We start from the raw sequence: 15,051 nt of genomic DNA, 5'->3' as shown, positions 1-15,051 counted from the left end.
GTGAGCAGCATCGTGGTGGTGGATCCGTACTCGGCGGGCAAGGGCATCGCCCCCGCGTTCGCGGCGCGTGGTGTCGACGCGATCGCGGTGCTGACGACGGAGAAGCCGCCCGCCGGCCTCGCCTCGACGTGGCACCCGGACGACTACCGCGAGGTCCACGTGCTGCACGACCTCGACGAGCTCGCCGCGAAGCTGGCTGTCCACGACCCGATCGCCGTCGTGCCGGGCACCGAGACCGGCGTCGAGGCCGCGGAGGCGTTGTCGGAGCTCATCGTGCCGGGCCGGTCGAACGTCCTGACGCTCTCCTCCGCGCGCCGCGACAAGTGGCAGATGGCCGTGGCACTGCGCACCGCCGAGGTGCCGCACCTGCGGCAGATCAGCTCCGACCGCGTCGACGAGGTCGCGGCGTGGCTGCGGCGCGAGGACCTCGAGCACTCGCCGATCGTGCTGAAGCCGCAGGAGAGCGGCGGTACGGACGACGTGTTCGTGGCGATGCCCGGCGACGACTGGCGGGCCAAGTTCAACCGGATTCTCGGCTGCGTTAACAAGCTGAACATCCGCAACGACAAGGTGCTCGTGCAGGAACTCGCGGTGGGCACGGAGTACGAGGTCGACACCTACTCGATCGACGGCGAGCACGGCCTGGTCGCGGTCTGGCGTTATGCCAAGCAACGGCGCGGCGACCGGCTCGGCATCTACCTGTCGAACACGTTGGTGGCGGCGGACGATCCCGTGGTGGACGTGCTGTTCGACTACGTGTGCCAGGTGCTCGAGGCGACCGGCGTCCGCAACGGGCCCGCGCACGTGGAGGTCATGATCACGGCCGACGGACCGCGGCTGATCGAGATCGGCGCGCGGCTGGCCGGTGCGGAGCAACAGGAGCTGACGGTGCTGGGCACCGGGGAAAGCCAGATCACCCGGATGGTGCGGCACCGCGTCGACGGTGACTCGTCGGTCGGGCGGTACTCGCGGCACCGGCACGTGAAGTCGGTGTACCTGTCCTCACCCGCGGCCGGTGAGCTCGGCAACTCGGTGCGATTTGACGAGCTGGCCTCACTTTTGCCCAGTTACCAGAGCGATGCGCTGCCTTACCGCGAAGGTTCGACGGTGCCGCGTACCGATGACCTGTGGACGTCGTTGGGTTCGGTAGTGCTGGCGACGACCGACGCCGACCAGCTGGAACGTGATGTGGCGGTCGTCAGGGAGATCGAAGCCGGGCTGATCGTAGTTTGATCGTCAGGTGTGACCGGGTAGCCGTGATTCCACGCGACCCGTTAGGTTTTGCGGTGCGACGGAGCGGAGGCCCATGAGCGAGCGCTGGGACGGTGACCTGACGGGCGCGGTGGTCGACGACCGCTACGTGGTCGGTTCGCTGCTCGGCTCGGGCGGTATGGCGGAGGTCTATCGCGCGTACGACCGCGAGACCACGTCGTCGGTCGCGATCAAGATCTTCACGGGCCCCGGCCTGCCGGACGACGAACTGCGCCTTCAGCGCGAGGCCTCGATGCTGGTCTCGCTGGAGTGCCCCGGCATCATCCCGGTCTACGCGTCGGGTTCGTTGTCGCGCCGCCCGTACTTCGTGATGCGCGAGATCACCGGCGGCACCCTGCGCCAGCGGATGCGCGAACCGCTGCCGCCGCGGTTCGTGGCGCGGATCGGCAGCCAGATCGCCGGCGTCCTGGACCACGTGCACGCCCTCGGCGTCGTGCACCGCGACATCAAGCCGTCCAACATCCTGATCGACGACGAGGAGAAGCAGGCGTACCTCGCTGACTTCGGCCTCGCGCTGGTGGCCGAGGTGACGCGGGTGACGACGTCCGGCGTGCTGGTCGGCACCGCCGGCTACCTGTCGCCGGAACAGGTGCGCGGCTCGGACGTCGGGCCCGCCGCGGACGTCTACGCGCTCGGCCTCGTGCTGCTGGAGTGCCTGACCGGGCGCAGCGAGTACCCCGGCGGCGACGCCGAGGCCGCGCTGGCCCGCCTGGCCCGGTCGCCGCGGATCCCCCTCGACCTGCCGCCGGCCTGGGAGTCACTGCTGTCCGCGATGACGGACATGGACCCGTCGCGCCGGCCGACCGCCGCCCAGTGCACGCGTTCGCTGGCCGCTGCTTTCGAGGCCAGCCGCGGGTTGCCGGCGTTGCTGCCCGACGCGGCGGTCGCTCCGGACGCACCCACGGGTGTGGTCGTGCCGGAGCCCCGGTCCTGGCGAGGCAAGCGCTTGGCGATCACGGCCGCCGTGGTGGCCGTCAGCGCGATGGCCGTGGTGGTCGCGAACTTCGCGGGTGGCGGGAGTGAGGAGCCGGCGGCGGACAAGCCGGTGACCCCGGACGCGCAGACCCAGGTGGTGACGGTGACGCAGTCCACGGTGACCGTGGTGCAGACACCGGACGGGTCGGACGCGCCGGGCGTGCCCGGGGTGCCGGTACCCGGTGCCGGCGGCGTTGTGTCGTCGACTTCGGCCGCCGAGACGACGGGGGAGGAGCCGGTCGAGGAGTCGACCGCGCCGAGCAAGGAGAAGAAGAAGGACCGCAGGAAGTCCTCGGAGGCGCCCACTCCGTCGCAGGAGCCGCAGCCCTAGGCGTTCGGTTCGGCCACCTCGGCGAACGGCAGGTCGGCCAGTTCCGCCCGCAGCGTGTCGAGGTCCGCGTACACCGCTGAAGCCCCGCGATCGACCAGTTCATCCTCTCCGAACCCGCCTGTCAGCAGTCCGATCGACGGCAGCCCGGCCCGCTTGGCGGCTTCGCAGTCCCACACCGAGTCGCCCACGACGACCGCGCGCTCGCCCTTGACCTCGCGCAGCGCCACCTCGATCAGGTCCGGCGCGGGCTTGCTGTCCTCGACGTCGTCGGAGGTCGTCCACGCGACGTCGCCGGGGTCGAGAAGCTTCAGGTAGTGCTCGACGTGCTTGCGCTTGCCCGAGCTGGCGAGCACCACGGCCAGGCCCAGGTCGGTCGCGGCCCGGACCACGCGGTGCGCGCCCTCCAGGGGCTGGATCTCGTCGAGCATCGCGTCGAAGTGGCGTTCCCACGCGGACCGCAAGGTGTCGCCGTGGTCCTGTTCGACCTTGTCGCCGGCCACGGCAGCGACCAGCTTGTCGCCGCCCATGCCGATCGCGCGGTGCACTCGCCAGCCGGGCACGGTGATGCCGGCTTCGCGGAAGGCGCGCAGCCACGCCACCGTGTGGTGGTAGTTGGTGTCGACCAGGGTTCCGTCCACGTCGAGGACCAGGGTGTTGCTCATGAAACCAGGTTTGCCCGTGCGTCTACCTCGGCAAACCCACCAGCTCGCGGGTCTCCTGCAACGAGAGGAGCTCCCGGCGCAGCACTCCGTCGAGCCATTGTGCGTCCGACATCCACGACTGGTTCGTGTTCAGGCAGACGTGCACGGAGTTGCGGTACACCGACAGCGCGATGCCCACGGCGTGGCCGGGTGCGACCGGCGCCACCGGGTACATCTCGCACAACGCGGCGCCGTCCAGGGCGAGCGGCACGGACGGCAGCGGGACCGACGTGACCAGCGTGTCGAACAGCAGGGGAGCGCAGCGGCCCATCACCGGCGCGGCCAGGCGGTGCACCAGCGGCGGCACCTTGTCGGCGAGCAACGGCAGCGCGCCCGCGCCCCGGTCGGGGCCGGCGGCCTTCGCGGACTCCATTTGCGCGCGGATGCCGCGCAGACGGTCCACCGGGTTCGCCTCACCGACCGGCAACGCGACCAGGAAACCGGAGATCTGGTTGCCCGAGGCGCCGTCGCCGGAGCGTGAGCGCTGGTTAACCGGGATCAGGGCGCGCACGACCGAGTCGGGGCCCGCGCTGCCGTGCGCGGAAAGCCAGTGCCGCAACGCACCCGTGACCAGGGCGAGCAGCACGTCGTTCACCGTGCCGCCGTGCGCGCGCCGGATTCGGTGCACGTCCGCGAGATCCAGGCGCGACATCACCACGCGGCGTGGCCGGGTGGACGCGGTGAGCACCGGCGAGTTCAGCGTCGGCGGGCGCGTGTTCATCAGCACCGAGGAGGCGATGTCGAAGGTGTCCTTGATCCCGCGCAGTGACGGGATGGACGGGATGATCGACTTCGCCGTCGGCTCCGGAGCGTCCGGAATGGACAGCCGGGAGGGGTCGAAGAGCTGAATTCCCAGGCCAACGGCCTTCATGCCGTCGCACAGCGAGTGGTGCAGCTTCGCGACGACGGCGAACCTGCCGCCCGCGAGGCCGGTGATGACGTGCAGCTCCCACGGCGGGCGCGCGAGGTCGAGCGGTTGCGCCATGAGGTGCGACACCAGGGTGGCGAACCGGTCGCGGCCGCGCACGTGGTGCGTGAAGACGTGGTCCTCAGGCGCGAAGCCGGGGTCCTCCACCCAGCGCGCGCCACCGAACATGGAGGTGCGGGCGCGCTGGCGCAGGCGCTGAATCTCTTGCGCCCGTTCGCACAGCACGGCGGCGATGCGGGCCGGATGCACCGGAGTGGACGGTGCGAAGGTCGCCACCGCGCCGAGGTGCAACGGGTTGCTGTCGCCTTCCATTGCGAGGAAAGCGATGTCGAGGGGGGAGAGGTGGTCTGTCATATCCGTGCAAGGAAAACAGGTCCCCGTGTCGTGCGCATTGCGATGAGATGGCGGCGACTCTCTACCGCCCCAAGTACACTCGAACGGTGGTACCGCTGTGACTCGTGTGGGTGCGAACCAGGTCACACAACAGGTTCACCATCACGATTCCGAAGCCGGACAGGCCGGTGAACGACGGCGGGAAACCGGCACCTTTGTCGCTCACCTCGCACACCACCGTGTCGCCCTCCCGCCACATCCGCAGCACCCCGCGCCCGGACGCGTGCAGGATGCTGTTCGTCGCGAGCTCGTTCACCGCGAGCATCAGATCCTCGATCTGCTCGCGGCGCAGCCAGTGCGCGTACGCCGACACGACCTTGCGCATGTGCGCGAGCGTGCCGACGGTGAACGGGTGCTCCTCGGCGTCGGCGGGCGGCGACGGCAACGGCACGTTGTAGATGTCGGCCAGGCCCGCCGGGTCGGTGTACCACTCGCTCGCCACCCGCCGCTCGCCGTCGATCACCACGGGATGGGTGCGCCGCGCGTCCTCCAGCACGTGGCCGGGCAACGCCGACGCGTCGTACGGGCACAGGATGACGCCCTGCCGGCCCTCGAACGCCGTGTTGATCAACGCCTCGTGCTGCACGCACGCCGGGTACTCGAGGTCGGTGCGGCCGGGCCAGATCGGTTCGCCGACCATGCGGAAGCGGCGTTGGGTGCTCGCGCTGAACGCCATCAGCACGCCGGGGATGATCCGGCCCGGGTTGCGGCCGGCCTCGGTCATGTCGATGAAGTGGACCTGGTCCGCCGCGTCGCCCAGCCGGGCGCGCAGCGGGGCGATGTGCGCCTCCGGCACCGCGACCAGCACCGGCTCGCCGCTGTCGACACCGTCCGCCACGAATCTGGCCGTCCCGGAGAGGAAGTCGCCCTCGTCTCGGTAGAACAGGGCCTCGTGCGCGAACGGAGCAACGGAGTTCATCGGCTTCCCGGTGAGGTCGGTGGCGGCGGCAGCTCACCATTCTGCTCCCTGTAACAGTGTTTCGGCGGGGGCCAGGCCGGTGGTTGTCGGTACTCGTGCCGCCGTACGCCGGATTCGTCGTGCGGTCGGGCAAAAGCCCAGGCAGACTCGCGGATGTCGGGGCACAGCGAGGAGGTGACGCCGTGCTGCATCACACCCTGACCGGCCCGGAGGACGCGCCGGTGCTGGTGCTCGGCAACGCGCTCGGCACGACGACCGAGCTCTGGCGCGAGTTCTCGCTGCCCTTCCGTCTGCTGCGCTTCGACCACCGCGGCCACGGCGGCAGCGCGCCCGTCGAAGGCCCGTGCACGATCGAGGACCTGGCGCGCGACGTCGTGGAGCTGTTGGACCACTTGGAACTGCGCCAGGTGTACTACTGCGGCGTGTCCCTCGGGGGCATGGTCGGCATGTGGCTGGCCGCGCACACCGACCGGATCTCCCGGCTGGCCCTCGTGTGCACCACCGCGTGGGTGCCGGACAAGACCAGGTTGGACGAACGCGTCGAACTGCTGCGCTCACACGGGATGGAGTCCGTCGCGGACTCGATCGTCTCGCGATGGTTCACGCCGACGTGCGAGCCGGCCGTCGTCGAGTACTTCCGCGCCGAACTGCTCAAGGCCCACCTGCCGTCGTACCTCGCCTGCGTCGAAGCCGTCCGGGCCATGGACCTGCGGGCGGACCTGGCGAAGATCGACGTGCCGACCGTTGTGATCGCGGCGGCACAGGATCACGCGACGCCGACGGAGCTCGTCCGGCACATCGCGGACGACCTGCCGGACTCGGAGCTCTACGTCGTCGGGGACGCCGCGCACCTGGCGGTCGTCGAGGCGCCGAGAACGATCTCGGTGATCCTCGACGACCACTTCGGCAACGACTAGACCTTCTCCAGCGGACGGTGCGGCTGCGCGGGCAGCTCGACGCGGATCTCGTCACCGGGCCGGACGACGCCGCCGACGAGCACGATCGACATGATCCCCGCGCGCCGGATCAGCTCCCCGTCCGGGCCCTTGCCCACGACCTCCTTGAGCAGCCCCTTCGAGAACCCGTCGATCTGCAGGCACGGGTTGCGCAGCCCGGTCACCTCGACCACGGCCTCGGAACCCAGGTGCAGCAACGTTCCCGTGGGCAGGCCGAGCAGGTCGATGCCCCGCGTGGTGACGTTCTCGCCGATCTGGCCGGGCTCCACGGCGTGGCCCTTGTCCCGCAGCTCGTCGAAGAGCTCCGCGTGCATCAGGTGCACCTGGCGGAGGTTCGGCTGGGTCGGGTCCTGTGCCATCCGCGACCGGTGTTTGACCGTGACGCCCTGGTGGACGTCGCCCTCGATGCCGAGACCGGCGAGCAGGGTAATGCTCTCCCGTGTCGGCTTTGTGAACGTGTACTCCTCGTTGCGGCTGACCGCTGTCACAACCCCCATGCCCCTGATTGTGCACGATCAGTTGAGACGCAACGGATGCGCCGTTCGGCGCAACGAAACACGGAGGATAGAATCGATCAAGGTATCTCAATTCGGGTCACCCGACAGTGTTCTACCTGCATCGATGCACCGAGCTGTGGAAACGCTCTCACGAACTTCCGGCAAGACTCTTGACTAATCCTCACGTCAGGCTGTTGACTCCGTCACACCTCGTCGGAACCGGTACCGAAACCGGTTTCAGGAGGCGGCGGAAGGAAGTTCGGCATGCGTGTCACGATCGCAGAGGTCGCCCAACGCGCCCAGGTGTCCAAAGCGACCGTGTCACGTGTGCTGAACGGCAAGCCGGACGTGGACGCCTCCACCGCGCAGCGGGTTCGCAAGGTCATCGACGAGATCGGCTACGTCCCCAGCGCGCGTGCCGTCGGTCTGGCGCGAGGCCGCACCCGCACGGTCGCCATGCTCGCGCCGTCGCTCACGTGGCCGTGGATGGGCGAGGTCCTGCAGGGCATTGTGGACACTCTCGAAGCCGACGGCTACGGCCTTCTGCTCTACACGCTGAACCGCGGCCCCGAGTCGCTGAACCAGTTCGCGAACCACGTGTCCGCCAACGCCTTCGACGGTCTGCTGGTCGTCGAGCCCCCGGACGCCCTGCACTACATCTCCACGCTCTACCGGGCGGGCCTGCCGGTCGTCATGATCGACGATCGCGGCTCGCATCCGGAGTTCCCTTCGGTGACGACGACGAACCGGCAGGGAGGCGCGGATGTCGCCAGGCATCTCGTCGCGGCAGGCCGCCGCAGGTTCGCCGTCGTCACCGGACCACCGCACTTCGGGTGCACTCAGGCGAGGCTGGACGGGTTCCGGCTCGCTTTGGCGGAAGCGGGCCTGACGCTGCACCCGGACCTCGTGGTCGACGGCGACTTCACCACGGAAGGTGGTGAAGTCGCCGTCGACAAGCTCGTCGCGAGTGGAATCCCGTTCGACGCCGTGTTCGCGCAGAACGACCTCTCGGCGGTCGGTGTGCTGCGAGCACTGCGGGAAGCCGGCCGCGTCGTCCCCGACGACGTGTCCGTGGTCGGCTTCGACGACGTCCCGGTCGCGGGACACACCGAACCTCGGCTGACGACGATCCGCCAGCCGCTGCAGGAGATGGGTGCCGCCGCCGCGCGGATGCTGCTCTCCACGCTCGAGGGACAGCCGATGCCCGACCATCCGCTGGTGCTGCCGACCTCGTTGATCGTGCGCGAATCCGCGCCCTGACCCACCCTGCTCCACCACAACTGAAACGAACACGCCGGGCCTGCCAAAGGCCTGGCGAGTTCGCCGTACGCATGAGAGAGCGCTCTCATGCTCCGTCGTGTCGGGAGATTCCCCCATGCGCAGAACAGTCATCGTCGCGCTAGCACTGGCGCTCGCGGCGACCGGTTGCTCCTCTGGTGGCGCCACCAAGGCTGCCGGAGTGCTGACCGTGGGCATGCCCAACGGGCCGCTGACCGAGAACCACAACCCGTTCCTGCCCACGTCGGCGGCAGGTTCGCTCGGCTACCGCTACCAGATCTACGAGCCGCTCGCGTTCGTGAACAACACGCGCCCGGCTCAGGACCCGGTGCCGTGGCTCGCCACCAAGTGGGACTGGACGCCCGACTACAAGAAGATCACCTTCACGATCCGGGAGAACGTGAAGTGGTCCGACGGCAAGCCGCTCACGGCCGCTGACGTCGCCTTCTCGTACGAGATCCTCAAGAAGTGGCCGGCGCTCAACAACCGCGACTCGCTCAAGGTCGAGACCGCGACCGCGACGCCGGACAACAAGGTCGAGGTGTCGTTCGCGAGCCCGCAGTTCGTGAACCGCAACAAGGTCATCAGCGCGATGGTGATTCCGCAGCACGTCTGGAGCACCGTCCCGGACCCGACGACCTACACGAACCCGAAGCCCGTCGGCACCGGTCCGTACGAGCTGAAGTCGTTCACCTCGCAGACCGTCACGATCGCGCGGCGCGCCGAGTACTGGCAGGAACTGCCCAAGGTTCCGGAGATCCAGTACACCTCGTACAACGACAACACGGCGCAGACGACCGCGTTGGCGTCGGGCGCGAGCCAGTGGTCGTACGTCTTCATCCCGGACTACCAAAAGCTTTACGTCGACAAGGACCCGGCGAACCACAAGCTCTGGTTCCCCGCCGGTCTGGGCATCCACGGTCTGTGGCTGAACACGACGGTCGCGCCGTTCGACAACGCCGCGCTCCGCTCCGCGATGAGCGACGTGATCGACCGCGAGGCGATCTTCGTCAAGGGTGAGGCCAAGCTCTTCCCGAAGCTCGAGTCGAAGACCGGCATGCCGTTGCCCGCCGGTGACTCGTTCCTCGCGCCGGAGTACAAGGACGCGAAGTTCAAGATCGACGTCGACGGGGCGAAGCAGAAGCTCACCGCGGCCGGCTTCAAGCTGGAGGGCGACGTGCTCAAGGCTCCGGACGGCAAGCCGGTCACCATCGAGCTCACGAACCCGTCCGGCTGGTCGGACTACCTGACGGTGCTCGACATCATCAAGGGCGACCTGAAGAAGATCGGCATCGAGGCGACCGTGCGCACGCAGACGGCGGACGCGTGGACGACCGACTTCGCCAACGGCGCGTTCCAGGGCTCGCTGCGCTGGACCAACACCGGTGCGACGCCGTACGAGATGTACCAGAACATCATGGACGCCGCGGAGATCAAGCCGATCGGGCAGACGGCGGCGGTGAACTTCGGCCGCTACAACAGCCCTGAGGCGACCGCGGCGCTGGCTGAGTACGCGAACGCGACGGACGACCCGGCGCGGGCCAAGGCTCTCGCGGTGCTGCAGAAGATCATGGTCGAGCAGGTGCCGATGATCCCGACCTCCGCCGGTCCGATCGGCGCGGAGTACAGCACGAAGAACTGGGTCGGCTGGCCGTCCGAGGAGGACCCGTACGGTCCGCCGCAGGCCACCCTGCCGAACGCCCTGCAGATCGTCATGAAATTGAAGCCTGCGGGATCCTAGATGAGTACTGTGTCTGATTTTGAGGCAGCGCTTGAAGCGAAGGGTCTGGTCAAGACCTACAAGCGCGTGCGCGCGGTGCAGGACGTTTCCATCGTCCTGCGCCGCGGGCGCGTGACCGCCCTCGTCGGCGAATCCGGATCGGGCAAGTCGACGGTGGCGAAGCTGCTCGCGCGGCTCGTGGAACCCACCTCAGGCGAGATCCTGCTGGACGGCGAGAAGGTGCGAAGGGTCCGGGAGTACCGGCGCAAGGTCCAGATGGTGTTCCAGGACCCCTTCGCGTCCCTCAACCCGATCCACACGATCCGCTACCACCTGACCCGGCCGCTGAAGATCCACAAGCGGCCGGACACGGTGGAGGAGCTGCTGGAACGGGTGAACCTGCCCGCCGACTTCGCCGCGCGGTACCCGCACGAGCTGTCGGGCGGTCAGCGGCAGCGCGTCGCGATCGCGCGGGCGCTCGCGGCCCACCCCGAGGTGCTGCTCGCCGACGAGCCGGTGTCCATGTTGGACGTCTCCATCCGGCTCGGTGTGCTGAACCTGTTGCTGGACCTGAAGGAACGGCTCAAGCTCGCGGTCCTCTACATCACGCACGACATCGCGTCGGCGCGCTACTTCGCGGACGAGACGTTCGTGATGTACGGCGGGCAGATCGTCGAGGGCGGTGAGAGCGAGTCCGTGACGCAGCGGCCGGCCCACCCGTACACGCAGCTGCTGATCGAGTCCGCGCCCGACCCGGAACGGTCGGTGCTCGCGCTGGACGCGCCGCTGGAGGAGGTCGCGCAGATCTCCACCGGGTGCCAGTTCGCCGCGCGGTGCCCGAAGGTGCAGGAGCGTTGCTGGACCCAGGCGCCACCGCGCACGGAGGTCGACTCCTACGGTCACTGGGCGGCGTGCTGGTTGTACGCGGAGGCGGCGGCATGACCTTCCTGCTCCGCCGTGCGCTGTTCTACCTGGTCACCCTGTGGGCGGCGATCACGGCGAACTTCCTGCTGCCGCGCTTTCTTCCCGGCGACCCGGTGCAGGCGATGATCACCAAGCTCGGCGGGCGGCTGAACAGCGACGCGATGGCGTCGCTGTACATCCTGTTCGGGCTGGACGACGACAAGTCGATCTGGGAGCAGTACGTCGACTACTGGGGTTCCCTGCTGCAGGGCGATCTCGGGCTGTCGTTCACGTTCTTCCCGACCCCGGTCGCCGACGTGCTCTCGCAGTCGATGCCGTGGACGCTCGGGCTGGTCGGTGTCACCACGGTCATCGCGTTCCTGCTCGGCACCCTGCTGGGCGTCTACGCGGGGTGGAAGCGCGGGTCGTGGATGGACAACCTGATCCCGATCACGACGTTCCTGTCGTCGATCCCGTACTTCTGGCTCGGGCTGATCGCGATCTCGCTGTTCTCCGTGACGTGGCCGCTGCTCCCGGCGTCCGGCGGCTACGCGCCGGGGCTGGTGCCGGAGTTCTCCGGCGAGTTCATCGGCAGCATGCTGGAGCACGCGGTGCTGCCCGGCATCACGATCATCGTGAGCTCGGTGGCCGGCTGGATCCTGGGCATGCGCAACATGATGGTGACCGTGACGGCGGAGGACTACGTGCTCGTCGCACGGGCCAAGGGACTCACCCAGAAGCGGATCATGTTCGCCTACGCGGCCCGCAACGCCGTGCTGCCGTCGATCTCCGGTTTCGCGCTGTCGCTGGGTTTCATCGTCGGCGGCGCCCTGCTGGTCGAGATGGTGTTCTCCTACCCGGGCCTCGGCTACGTGCTGTTCCAGGGCATCGGCGCGAAGGACTACCCGTTGATGCAGGGAGTGTTCCTGGTGATCACACTGGCGGTGCTGGTGGCGAACCTGCTCGCGGACATCGGCTACCTGCTGCTGGACCCGCGCACGCGGCGGGAGGGCTGAGACTCCGATGAACTTCAAGACCAAGCTGGGCCTCGGCATTCTGGCCTTCTTCACGCTGATCGCGGTGATCGGCGAGTGGATCGCGCCCTACGACCCGTCCGCGATGAGCGACGACCTGCTGTCGCCTCCCTCGGGCGCGCACTGGTTCGGCACGACCATGACCGGCCAGGACATCTTCTCCCAGGTGCTCGTGGGCACCAGGGGAGTGATGGTCGTCGGGCTGGTCTGCGGTGTGCTCGCGACGTTCCTGTCCATCCTGGTCGGGGTGACCGCCGGGTTCCTCGGTGGCGCGGCCGACGAGGCGTTGTCCATGCTGTCCAACGTCTTCCTGGTGATCCCGGCGCTGCCGCTGATCATCATCGTGGCCTCGATGCTGCCGTCGGCGGACACGGTCCTGATCGCCGGGGTGATCAGCCTGACGGCGTGGGCGTGGGGCGCCCGGATCCTGCGCGCGCAGACGATGTCGTTGCGGCGCAGGGACTTCGTGGAGGCCGCGCGGGCGTCCGGTGAGCGGACCTGGCGCATCATCGTGTTCGAGGTGCTGCCGAACCTGCTGGCCGTGATCGGCTCCGGCTTCGTCGGCACGGTGATCTTCGCGGTGATGCTCCAGATCACCCTGTCGTTCGTCGGCGTGATCTCGCTGTCGACCTGGAACTGGGGCACGATCCTGTTCTGGGCGCAGAGCAACCAGGCGCTCGGCCTGGGCGCGTGGTGGTGGTTCGTCCCCGCCGGCCTGTGCATCGCGTTGCTGGGCACGGCACTGGCTCTGATCAACTTCGGGATCGACGAGTACGCGAATCCCCGGCTGCGGAAGGTGCGCGCATGAGCCCGGTGCTGGAGATCCGCGATCTCTCGGTGGACTACGGCAACCTGCGAGCCGTGCACAACGTCTCGTTGACGCTGAACGCGGGCGAGGTGCTCGGCCTCGCGGGGGAGAGCGGCAGCGGCAAGTCCACTTTGGCCTATGCCGCGACCAGGCTGCTCCAGGTACCGGGCAAGGTGCCGTCCGGCGAGGTGCTGTTCAAGGGTCAGGACCTGCTGTCGCTGACCGACAAGCAGTTGCAGGTGCTGCGGTGGAACGAGATCGCGATCGTGTTCCAGGGCGCGATGAACGCCCTGAACCCGGTGATCTCGGTCGGCGCGCAGATCGACGACGTGCTGCGCACGCACCGGCCGCGGATGAAGCGTCCGGAGCGGACCGCGCGGGGCCGCGAGCTGCTGTCGCTGGTCGGCATCCCGGTCGACCGGCTGGGCTCGTACCCGCACCAGCTCTCCGGCGGCATGCGGCAGCGCGTGATGATCGCGATGGCGCTCGCGCTGGAACCCGAGATCGTGATCATGGACGAGCCGACGACCGCGCTGGACGTGGTGGTGCAGCGGCAGATCCTCGGTCAGATGATGCGGCTGCGCGAGACGCTCGGCTTCTCGGTCGTCTTCATCACCCACGACATCTCGCTGCTGGTCGAGTTCTCGGACCGCATCGCGATCATGTACGGCGGGCGTGTGGTCGAGGAGGCACCGGCGGACGAGATCTACCGCGCCGCCAAGCACCCGTACAGCCAGGGCCTGCTGGGGTCGTTCCCGGCGCTGCGCGGCCCGCGCCGTGAGCTGAAGGGCATTCCCGGCTCGCCGCCGGACCTGCGTTCGATGCCGTCCGGCTGCCCGTTCCACCCGCGCTGCCCTTCCGCGATGGACGTCTGCGCGGAGCGGATGCCGTCGCTGGAGTCCGTCGAGGAACGCCGTCGCGTGGCGTGCTGGCTGGAGGGCGTCCATGTCTGACGTCACGGCGGGCCTGCCCGCAGACTTCTTCTGGGGCGTCGCGACCTCGGCGTACCAGATCGAGGGCGCGTGCGCCGAGGACGGCAGGACACTGTCCATCTGGGACACGTTCTCCCGTCGCCCCGGCGCTGTGCTGAACGGCGAGAACGGCGACGTCGCCTGCGACCACTACCACCGCATGCCGTCCGACGTCGCGATGATCGCGCGCCTGGGCGTGGACAAGTACCGCTTCTCCGTGTCGTGGCCGCGCATCCAGCCCGGCGGCCGCGGCCCGGTGAACGCCAAGGGCATCGACTTCTACTCCCGGCTCGTGGACGAGCTGCTGGGCAAGGGCGTCGACCCGTGGCTGACGCTCTACCACTGGGACCTGCCGCAGGAGCTGGAGGACGCGGGCGGCTGGCCGCACCGCGACACGGCGTACCGCTTCGCCGAGTTCGCGGGCCTGGTGCACGACGCGCTGGGCGACCGCGTGCCGACGTGGACGACGCTGAACGAGCCGTGGTGCTCGGCCATGCTCGGCTACGACGTCGGACGGCACGCGCCGGGCCGCACGAACTTCGCCGAGGCCATGCGCGCGACCCACCACCTGCTGCTGGCGCACGGCCTTGCCGCACAGGAGCTCCGGACGCGCGGCGTGGCGTCGCTGGGCATCACGCTGAACATGGGCACCCACACGGCCGCCTCGGACGACCCGGTCGACGTGGACGCGGCCCGGCGCGCGGACGGCCTGGGCACGCGGATCTACCTGGATCCGTTGGTGTACGGGCGTTATCCGGAGGACGTGCTGGTCGACATCGCCGCGCGCGGTGCCGGGATCCCGGTCCGCCCCGGCGACATGGAGATCATCTCGACGCCGCTGGACGTCTTCGGCGTGAACTACTACACCTCGCACGTCCACAAGGCGACCGACGACCCGGCCGTGTCCGAGGTGGTGCCGCAGGGCCGTCCGGTCACCGCGATGGACTGGGAGATCGTTCCCGAGGGCTTCACGGCACTGCTGGTCCGCCTGCACCAGGACTACGGCGTGCCGATGGTGATCACCGAGAACGGCGCGGCCTTCGACGACCTCGACGTCGAGGACGGCTACGTCGCCGACACCGGCCGCGTCGAGTACCTGCGGTCGCACATCGCCGCCGTGGCCGAGGCCGTGCGTGCCGGCGCCGACGTGCGCGGCTACTTCGCGTGGTCGCTCATGGACAACTTCGAGTGGGGCTACGGCTATGCCAAGCGCTTCGGCATCGTCCGCGTCGACTACGAGACGCAGGCGCGCACGCTGAAGCAGAGCGCGCAGTGGTTCCGCGACCTGATCACCCGGTCCCGCGCCTAGCTCTCCCCGAACCCCGGCTCGGTCGTCGTGGAATTTCTGCGCCCCCACGGCGACCG

Annotated in this window: 14 protein-coding genes; 10 read left to right on the top strand and 4 right to left on the bottom strand. The window is 68.9% G+C overall.

All coding sequences use genetic code 11. The features are described from left to right. Both BM417_RS47240 and BM417_RS37305 read left to right on the top strand, forming a co-directional pair. Entirely contained in the window at positions 1-1,233 is a 1,233-nt protein-coding gene (locus BM417_RS47240) for an ATP-grasp domain-containing protein (protein WP_177320816.1), read from the top strand. A 73-nt stretch (positions 1,234-1,306) separates the two neighbouring features. Continuing rightward, positions 1,307-2,578, top strand: a complete 1,272-nt coding sequence (locus tag BM417_RS37305; RefSeq protein ID WP_093604283.1) for a serine/threonine-protein kinase — start codon at positions 1,307-1,309, stop codon at positions 2,576-2,578. On the opposite strand, the gene BM417_RS37300 is transcribed toward BM417_RS37305, so the two are convergent. The 3 genes from BM417_RS37300 to BM417_RS37290 all read right to left on the bottom strand — a co-directional run bounded on the left by BM417_RS37300 (position 2,575) and on the right by BM417_RS37290 (position 5,519). Then, a complete protein-coding gene (locus BM417_RS37300) occupies positions 2,575-3,240 on the bottom strand; it encodes an HAD family hydrolase (protein ID WP_093604281.1) in 666 nt (221 codons plus the stop codon). The two genes, BM417_RS37305 and BM417_RS37300, sit on opposite strands and share 4 nt — an antisense overlap. Before the next feature lie 22 nt (positions 3,241-3,262). Continuing rightward, on the bottom strand, positions 3,263-4,561 hold the full coding sequence (locus BM417_RS37295; RefSeq protein ID WP_093604279.1) for a wax ester/triacylglycerol synthase family O-acyltransferase: 1,299 nt from the start codon (positions 4,559-4,561) through the stop codon (positions 3,263-3,265). 61 nt (positions 4,562-4,622) lie between these two features. Further along, the gene (locus tag BM417_RS37290; protein WP_093604277.1) at positions 4,623-5,519 is read right to left on the bottom strand and encodes an anti-sigma factor RsbA family regulatory protein; all 897 of its coding nucleotides are present in this window, start codon (positions 5,517-5,519) and stop codon (positions 4,623-4,625) included. Between the two features lie 182 nt (positions 5,520-5,701). On the opposite strand from BM417_RS37290, the gene BM417_RS37285 reads away from it, so the two are divergent. After that, entirely contained in the window at positions 5,702-6,436 is a 735-nt protein-coding gene (locus BM417_RS37285) for an alpha/beta fold hydrolase (protein ID WP_093604275.1), read from the top strand. On the opposite strand, the gene BM417_RS37280 is transcribed toward BM417_RS37285, so the two are convergent. Further along, positions 6,433-6,972: an MOSC domain-containing protein gene (locus BM417_RS37280; protein ID WP_177320815.1), complete on the bottom strand. Its 540-nt coding sequence runs from the start codon at positions 6,970-6,972 to the stop codon at positions 6,433-6,435. The two genes, BM417_RS37285 and BM417_RS37280, sit on opposite strands and share 4 nt — an antisense overlap. 264 nt (positions 6,973-7,236) lie before the next feature. On the opposite strand from BM417_RS37280, the gene BM417_RS37275 reads away from it, so the two are divergent. The 7 genes from BM417_RS37275 to BM417_RS37245 all read left to right on the top strand — a co-directional run bounded on the left by BM417_RS37275 (position 7,237) and on the right by BM417_RS37245 (position 14,995). Next, positions 7,237-8,232, top strand: coding sequence for a LacI family DNA-binding transcriptional regulator (locus BM417_RS37275; RefSeq protein WP_093604271.1), 996 nt, complete (start codon positions 7,237-7,239; stop codon positions 8,230-8,232). A 115-nt stretch (positions 8,233-8,347) separates the two neighbouring features. Further along, entirely contained in the window at positions 8,348-9,991 is a 1,644-nt protein-coding gene (locus tag BM417_RS37270) for an ABC transporter substrate-binding protein (RefSeq protein WP_093604269.1), read from the top strand. Further along, positions 9,992-10,912: an ABC transporter ATP-binding protein gene (locus BM417_RS50405; RefSeq protein ID WP_093604267.1), complete on the top strand. Its 921-nt coding sequence runs from the start codon at positions 9,992-9,994 to the stop codon at positions 10,910-10,912. Continuing rightward, positions 10,909-11,889: an ABC transporter permease gene (locus BM417_RS37260; RefSeq protein WP_093604265.1), complete on the top strand. Its 981-nt coding sequence runs from the start codon at positions 10,909-10,911 to the stop codon at positions 11,887-11,889. Before BM417_RS50405 ends, BM417_RS37260 begins: the two co-directional genes overlap by 4 nt. Positions 11,890-11,896: 7 nt before the next feature. Then, positions 11,897-12,715, top strand: coding sequence for an ABC transporter permease (locus BM417_RS37255; protein ID WP_093604263.1), 819 nt, complete (start codon positions 11,897-11,899; stop codon positions 12,713-12,715). Continuing rightward, the gene (locus tag BM417_RS37250) at positions 12,712-13,668 is read left to right on the top strand and encodes an ABC transporter ATP-binding protein (RefSeq protein ID WP_093604261.1); all 957 of its coding nucleotides are present in this window, start codon (positions 12,712-12,714) and stop codon (positions 13,666-13,668) included. The genes BM417_RS37255 and BM417_RS37250 overlap by 4 nt, the downstream gene beginning before the upstream one ends. After that, positions 13,661-14,995, top strand: coding sequence for a GH1 family beta-glucosidase (locus BM417_RS37245; protein WP_093604259.1), 1,335 nt, complete (start codon positions 13,661-13,663; stop codon positions 14,993-14,995). Before BM417_RS37250 ends, BM417_RS37245 begins: the two co-directional genes overlap by 8 nt. Positions 14,996-15,051: the final 56 nt, after the last annotated feature.

The organism is Lentzea waywayandensis (assembly GCF_900115955.1).
Taxonomy (GTDB): Bacteria; Actinomycetota; Actinomycetes; order Mycobacteriales; family Pseudonocardiaceae; genus Lentzea; species Lentzea waywayandensis.
This window is presented reverse-complemented; position numbering and strand designations above follow the sequence as displayed.

What these genes read in the sequence shown, in the direction of transcription:
- BM417_RS50405 (WP_093604267.1), top strand. Translation starts at nt 9,992, where the DNA reads ATGAGTACTGTGTCTGATTTTGAGGCAGCGCTTGAAGCGAAGGGTCTG.
- BM417_RS37255 (WP_093604263.1), top strand. Translation starts at nt 11,897, where the DNA reads ATGAACTTCAAGACCAAGCTGGGCCTCGGCATTCTGGCCTTCTTCACG.
- BM417_RS37295 (WP_093604279.1), bottom strand. Translation starts at nt 4,561, where the DNA reads ATGACAGACCACCTCTCCCCCCTCGACATCGCTTTCCTCGCAATGGAA.
- BM417_RS37270 (WP_093604269.1), top strand. Translation starts at nt 8,348, where the DNA reads ATGCGCAGAACAGTCATCGTCGCGCTAGCACTGGCGCTCGCGGCGACC.
- BM417_RS37275 (WP_093604271.1), top strand. Translation starts at nt 7,237, where the DNA reads ATGCGTGTCACGATCGCAGAGGTCGCCCAACGCGCCCAGGTGTCCAAA.
- BM417_RS37290 (WP_093604277.1), bottom strand. Translation starts at nt 5,519, where the DNA reads ATGAACTCCGTTGCTCCGTTCGCGCACGAGGCCCTGTTCTACCGAGAC.
- BM417_RS37280 (WP_177320815.1), bottom strand. Translation starts at nt 6,972, where the DNA reads ATGGGGGTTGTGACAGCGGTCAGCCGCAACGAGGAGTACACGTTCACA.
- BM417_RS37260 (WP_093604265.1), top strand. Translation starts at nt 10,909, where the DNA reads ATGACCTTCCTGCTCCGCCGTGCGCTGTTCTACCTGGTCACCCTGTGG.
- BM417_RS37250 (WP_093604261.1), top strand. Translation starts at nt 12,712, where the DNA reads ATGAGCCCGGTGCTGGAGATCCGCGATCTCTCGGTGGACTACGGCAAC.
- BM417_RS37300 (WP_093604281.1), bottom strand. Translation starts at nt 3,240, where the DNA reads ATGAGCAACACCCTGGTCCTCGACGTGGACGGAACCCTGGTCGACACC.
- BM417_RS37305 (WP_093604283.1), top strand. Translation starts at nt 1,307, where the DNA reads ATGAGCGAGCGCTGGGACGGTGACCTGACGGGCGCGGTGGTCGACGAC.
- BM417_RS37245 (WP_093604259.1), top strand. Translation starts at nt 13,661, where the DNA reads ATGTCTGACGTCACGGCGGGCCTGCCCGCAGACTTCTTCTGGGGCGTC.